We start from the raw sequence: 4,691 nt of genomic DNA on the forward strand, positions 1-4,691 counted from the left end.
ACCAGTAACATGAACTGCATAAATTGTATCATACTGATCAATATTGCCATTTGATTTAACAACAATATAATTATCAGCTAAAATTGCATCATTACAGCCATCCAAATATACTCCTTCAGAATAAACTTCCCCACTAGTCCAATCAATAGAACGGGAAGGCAATAAAGCATTAATGATGTTGTTGGAAATATGTACACCATCAGAATCGATTGCACGAATAGCGGTATTTTTATAAGTTTCATTAGTTTCAACAGCGAAATTAATCGTATTATTATCAACACGTGTATCTTCAGAATTTAAGATATGAATAACATCATTGTCGTCATTAAATACGCCGTTGACAGTGAAGTTATTGTTTATAATGTAAACATTATTTGCATTTTCAACACAAATCACTTCATTTAAAGAGTCACTAATGAAATTGAATCCATCAACAATAAGATCATCATGGAAAATTTCAATTCCCATGTTATATATGGTTGCATTATCGCTTAACAAATTAACCTGTTCAGTAATAAAGATTTCCTTAACCAGATTAGAGAACTCTCCAATAAAGGTCAATTCTCCAGTTATGCCCTCTCTTAAGTCACCATATTCATCAAAGTATAAGAAGAAAGTATCGTTAGTTAAATTGTATTTATTTTCACTATTAGGGATGTTGTTTTCAACGATTGCGTCATCTGACTTATCATCAACACTTTCATCACCCACCAATTCACTGGCAGTCAGGTAGTTATTAAAGATTTCACTGTCAGATGAAGTGGAAACAATGGTGTAATTTCCATCAGACCCAATTAGATTATTATGAATATGACTTTCAGATGTTGCTAAAATACCAACGGTCTGTGCAGGAATCATATCTCCTGCACTTTTAGTATCATTTTTTTCACCATAAACATTAATTTTATTGTTGTGAATTATGGCTAAATCCTCTGTCATTAATGAATAGATACCCATTGTATAATTACCATAAATTGAAATGGTGTTTCCAGAGATAATTGAAGCGATTCCGGTTAAATGCATACCATAGACAACATCGGAATCGGCTAGGATATGATTATAAAGATAATCAACATCTGGAGATTCCATTGTACCCCAATTCATTGCAGAATAAACTGGATAAGCAACATTAGGAGATATAATATATAAATAATTATCTTCCACAACAGCACTTGATCCACCTTCAATATCAATACCGTTAGCGTAATTTGTATCAGATAATATTGAAATAGAATTTCCGATTATATCAATGGATTCACCACTGATTACTAAGCCGTAAATATAATTATGGCCTAAAGCTATAATTTCATTTTCATTAAATTGAACCTCATCGGAATCTACAATATCAACTACATATATTGAGTCATCACTGCCAAATACATCAGTAGCATTGAGATAAATTGCATTTCTTTTAAATGAAAGACTATTAGAATTGGTAACCATTATTCCTGCACTTCTAGGATTGGCCACATAATTCCAAGACCCTGGAGGGTCTTCTATCCAATCAATAATATTAGAAGGAATATTTATAGTGAATTCATTATCTTCAATTACAGCATTTTCAGATTCTGTAATGACCATAGCAACAACAGCGTTTTCGCCATCAGATTTTCCATTGTATGTAATAGTGTTAGCTGTTACATTAAGATTATTAGCATATAGGGCAGAAATTGCAGGATGTGTTATGTTAGAATTGGATACGATATTAATAATGTTTCCTATAACTGCAACATCTGTAGCATTATCTATCTCAACAGCACCAATTATATTATTATTAAAAGTTAAGCCGTTAATAGTGGATCCATCACTTCCTGAAATAAGAGTAATGATGGAATCTGTAATTTTTGAAGCGTCATCGGGAACAATATCCACCGGCTTGTTAATAAATAAAGATTTGTTTGTAATCTCACCGATAAAAATAGTAGAATCAGCTGAGACATTATCGTTCATAGTACCATTTTCATCAAAGTACTGATTAAAATTAGTATCATTGATGTGAATTTCATCTGCAGAGAAGCCATTATCCTGTAAAATAGGAGCTTCCTCCATAGATATAACATCGTCACTGCCTACAGAGATAATATCAGTTGTATTATCCTGTGCACAAACAGCACCGACAGAAAATATTAAAATTAATAAAATAATCGATAAATATCTATATTTCATAAATTCTCTCCCAGTTAATTTTTTAATAAATAATATTCCTACTATAAAATTAAGTAAAATATATTATTCACCATAGTTATATATAATTAATACTAATTAAATATTACTAATAAATGAATTTTAATCAATTATAATTTACGGAAATATTCAATTAACTTAAAAAAAAATATTAAAGAAGTTTTTTCTCCTTTATCTCTTTTTTGAAATATAAATATTCGGATTCGACGACTTTCCTAATATTTTGGGCTGTGATTTTACCAATGCCTTCAACTTCCATAAGTTCACTTTCAGAAGCATTGAAGACCTTTTCTACAGAACCGAAGTGTTCCAATAAGTTTTTAGCATTAACCGGACCTATAGTAGGCAATGATTCAACAATGAAAAGCTGCTGCTCCCACAAACTGACAGGCTTTTTATCGGTACGGATTTGAATATTGGATTTTTCACCGCTTTGTTCTCTGATTGCAATTCTCTTAATCATTGCTGCAGTATCCTGGGCATCCCTTGTTGGAATAATGCTAATACCAAAATCCAGTGCAATTGAAGCTATCGTACCCCTAATCGCATTAGGATTAACCATGCCCGAGTACAAATCATCCCCTTCAAGAATCATCAACGGACGCTTGAACTCTTCAGACAATGCCCGAGCCTGCTTAAACAAACGCTTATCTATCATTGAACTTACAAAATCCTTGGCAGTTTTTCTCTCAATAGCCACTTCATCACTGACCTGATAATCTGCAACAGCCATTGAATGAATTTTTACATCCATTTCCATCTGTGACAGATAGCGGATAACTTTTGAATTTCCTTCACGGGAATCCGCATAAACCAAAGGCAATTTTTCATCTTTTGGCCTGTCTATAACCTTAACTTTCTTTTCATTATCCATTCTTGCAACTGCAGATTCATTAAGTTCTTTTAAAACATCTGGATTAATCAATTGGTTTTTCATATTATCTTCTTTTCTAACAGAAGACCAATAATATGCCTCATCACGGGTCCCATTTGTGATTAAAACCTTAACACGACCAGTTCTTTTACGACCAGTTCTTCCACGACGCTGAATCATACGCACTTCAGATGGAACCGGCTCATATAAAACCACCAAATCAACTGCAGGAATATCAATACCCTCTTCTGCAACACTGGTTGAGATTAAAACATCATATTCACCCATTCTAAATGCCTTAATGATTTCCTTTTGCTCTTTTTGAGTCAAACCTTTTTCACCATCCTTGGTTCCCTGACCAAAGAATTTTGCAGATTTAATTCCTTCCCTTTCGAGTTTTTCATGAATCATTTCAAGAGTATCCCTGAATTGAGTGAAAACAATTATTTTAGATGTTTTTTTATCCTTTTTATCAGCATACCTTGTAGTTTGGAGAGTGGTTTGACCATCACTGCCCAATTCCTTTTTCAGTATTTCGGCCAAAGCGCGGAGTTTAGGATGTTCCCACCCATTTTTCTCTGCATTATGTGCCAACCTGACAGCACGTGAAAAATTAGGATCGTTCATCAATGACCTGGATGCCTTAGTTTTCTTTTTGCGAAGCCTTGCAATATATTTATTAAAAGGATGAACCCCCTGAGTTTCAACAAGTTCCTGTGCATGCTGAATATTGATAACAGCACTTAAAATAGAAATGGCCTGAAACAATTCCTTTTTAGGGGCTGTTGAACGTGCAATTTCGCCTTGAATGCGTCCTCTTGTTTTTAGAATATCCACTTTTGTAACGGAAATTGTCTTCAAAATCCCCATATTTTTAAGGGTTTTCAGCCTAATTTTAAGGGCTTTTTCTAAGGAATCATTAATCTTTTCAAGTTCAGCACTCATTTTTACTCTAACCCAATCAATCTCAACCGGATTGAAATAGGGCTTTACATCACGATCATTTTCCGTTTTAACAACAACATTTTGAATATATAGGTTTTCACATACTTCCTTAATTTTAGCCTTGTCCGAACCAGGAGATGCTGTCAAACCTAAAATCAGATTATAATTGGATTCCTTTACATATCTTGAAGCTAAATAAACATAAGAATAAGAGCCAACGCCATGATGGCATTCATCAAAAACAATCAGTGAAACACTACTTAAATCATATCTTCCATTTAATAAATCGGACTCGACAGTTTGTGGAGTTGCTGAAATTATCCTGGATTCTTCCCATCTTTTAACACGTTCATCAGTTTTGACTGCACCTGTAATGGATGAACATGGAAGAGTTAAAAACTCCTTAAAACTGGCTTCATGCTGAATGGCCAGCGGCTTTGAAGGAGACAGGACTAGAACTTTAGAATTTTTCACCTTTTGTAACCTATCCGCCGCAACCAAAATAGCCACGATAGTTTTACCTAATGCAGTAGGTGCAACAACCATCGTGTTACCGTTTTTTAAAACATCCCCAGCCAATACCTGCTGATATAACCTTGATTCAATTGAATCTTTTTTGATTAATGGATGTTTAATGTAAGTAGTCATAATAGTAATTTTAGTTAGTAACTATTAATAAAAGTAGTGA

Annotated in this window: 1 protein-coding gene and 1 pseudogene; both read right to left on the reverse strand. The window is 33.6% G+C overall.

Annotated features, from left to right (window positions below):
* A pseudogene (locus tag ACKI3Q_RS05050) lies at positions 1-2,166 on the reverse strand (hypothetical protein); the annotation flags it as partial.
* Positions 2,167-2,335: 169 nt separating this feature from the next.
* Positions 2,336-4,651, reverse strand: coding sequence for a DEAD/DEAH box helicase (locus ACKI3Q_RS05055; protein ID WP_407414895.1), 2,316 nt, complete (start codon positions 4,649-4,651; stop codon positions 2,336-2,338).
* Between the last annotated feature and the right edge of the window lie 40 nt (positions 4,652-4,691).

Origin of the sequence: Methanobrevibacter sp. (assembly GCF_045636185.1) — an archaeon.
Lineage (GTDB): Archaea > Methanobacteriota > Methanobacteria > Methanobacteriales > Methanobacteriaceae > Methanocatella.

Excerpts from the sequence above, each read along its gene's own strand:
- ACKI3Q_RS05055 (WP_407414895.1), bottom strand. The coding sequence starts at position 4,651 with ATGACTACTTACATTAAACATCCATTAATCAAAAAAGATTCAATTGAA.